At 45.6% G+C, this 1,954-nt stretch carries 2 protein-coding genes and 1 pseudogene; 2 read left to right on the top strand and 1 reads right to left on the bottom strand.

Annotated elements, in window-relative coordinates; translation table 11 throughout:
• Both HT737_RS28935 and HT737_RS28930 read left to right on the top strand, forming a co-directional pair.
• On the top strand, nt 1–810 hold an 810-nt coding region (locus HT737_RS28935; protein ID WP_182404537.1), incomplete at its 5' end, for a hypothetical protein.
• Between the two features lies 1 nt (nt 811).
• A complete protein-coding gene (locus tag HT737_RS28930; RefSeq protein WP_182404536.1) occupies nt 812–1,306 on the top strand; it encodes a hypothetical protein in 495 nt (164 codons plus the stop codon).
• 117 nt (nt 1,307–1,423) lie between these two features.
• Here HT737_RS28930 and HT737_RS32915 read toward each other — a convergent pair.
• Nucleotides 1,424–1,531 (bottom strand): annotated as a pseudogene (locus tag HT737_RS32915) (hypothetical protein); the annotation flags it as partial.
• Between the last annotated feature and the right edge of the window lie 423 nt (nt 1,532–1,954).

Raw genomic sequence — 1,954 nt, 5'->3', positions numbered from 1 at the left:
GACGACGGTCGTGAGTTTGTGAAGAACAAAGTTCGCTATAGTTTTGTAGGATTTTCATACGCTGAACCCATTGTCGACGAATTTCCTAAAGGCAGATTTTTGGTAGGAAAAACGGCCAAACATAAATTAACTAAAGTTGGTGATAAGGTTCCCGGTGACATAGTGGCCCACGATGCTGATGATTGGGTTCCAGTGATTACCGTGGTTGATACTGTGGATCAGTACATTTTTGTGCAGCATGATTGGCGGTTTGGCACGGATGAGCAGATCGCTAATGCCATTCAGGCAGGGCTTAAAGATCCCGTTCTAAATGAATTCAATTATTCAATATTTATTGAGCCTAAGACTGTTAGGGGGGAGTTTTGGAATGTGGTCAGATCTCATAGAAAGATTTTTGAAATCGAATTGGAGCTCATTTCTCCAAACATTTTAGAAACTAACATAAAAGCTCGTGATGCCCTCAAGGCGATGAAGGAACTTTTCGGTCAGGATGAGGTGAAAATCTCTCTGAGTAACGAATTTGGCGATTTAAAAGTTCCGGCTTCCCCGGTAGGGGATTACATAGACTATATTGAGGAAGGGGAAGGAAAATGGAGTGTCACGACTGAAGGCGATCACAACGGCAGGCAAGTACATAAAAGCACATCGGCCATTGTGAAAATTGATTTGAATGTTCCTTCTGACGATGTGGTAATGCAAGAGAATCAACTGGAACTTGAAACTGGACAGCCTGCGCCGGGTCGTTCTATTCACGATGCTCGGATGGTGGCTGATGTTTACTCTGCTATAGGTGATTTGTTGAGGCGTTAGAATGGTTCGTCTGCTGTTTGTTTTTATGACATCTTTCAGCCTCTGTTACCTGTCGTTGTGGGGGACAGCAGGATCGGTGAGCCCATTATTTAACAATGTAAACCCCGTTATTTTCGTTTTGGGCGCACTTTTTGGAGCTCTTTCCTTGGCATTTTTTAACTATGTCGAAGGCGTTATGAAGGATGTACTTAAGAAGTTGAAGCAGCGAAAGCCAACGGCTTATGTAATGGTTATTAATTCTTTGACTGATTTGAAAAGCGAAGTTATCGTAAATGTTGTTTTGGTTGTGGTTTTTCTGATGGTCGCATTTGTTGTTGGTGCCATAGGTGATATGGAGTTTTTGCAAAAGTTTGAACATGTAAAATATTGGATATGGGCAGCTTTGTCAGTTCGCGGTGCTTGTCTTTTTAGTGTTCTCGTAGTGATGTTTGTTCAGTTGGCGGGGTTCGTGACGGCAAATAAATTGCGAGCAGAGATTTCGATGTATGATGAGTAGTGTTTAGCGGTTTTTTACGGCTTAAAGTAAGTGAGTCTTATGTTGATCCTCGCCCATGTGAATAAAAAGGTGACGGATTAATTTGTTCTTAAGAATGGGTATGGGCGTCGATAAATTGACCCCATTTTCTAATACGTCGGGGGAACCGGAGGATATAGCTTTGGGGCCGTGCCCAGGCATTGGGCAACTGGTGGGATCGCTGATGCGTGCGGCTGGCTTTGCCATGTTTGACTCCCTGTCAACGAATGAACCGGTGCCGACTTTATCAGACTCGGCTGGACCCGTGTCTTGGTACAGCGCCTTCAATTTAAACAGTTGAGATTCAGCCTGTTTAAAGTGTTGTGGTCAGCACGGAACCGGCCCTACACCACCTTGCGCCTCCCCCTACACCTAAGACAGAATCCGCCGGCTTGTACGTCTAGACCGTGGGTTCTATCGTTCTCGGGTCACTGAAAACCAGTGACCGGGTTTGGTAGCCCGCGTGTTAGATGTACAGCGTCACCATCACCGATCGTATTTGCGATCGGGGTTTATGGTGGTCATGTACAGGGCGTCTTCGGGCGCGCCGGCTCCTAACACCCGGTCTACCAACCTGTTCATGGCCGCCACCCTTCGTTTGGTAGCGAAAGGGTGAAAGCCTTCACTAAA

This window comes from Pseudomonas sp. MD195_PC81_125, assembly GCF_014060985.1.
Lineage (GTDB): Bacteria > Pseudomonadota > Gammaproteobacteria > Pseudomonadales > Pseudomonadaceae > Aquipseudomonas > Aquipseudomonas parakoreensis.
The sequence above is the reverse complement of the archived record's forward strand: the minus strand, read 5'-3'. Positions and strand labels throughout refer to the sequence as shown.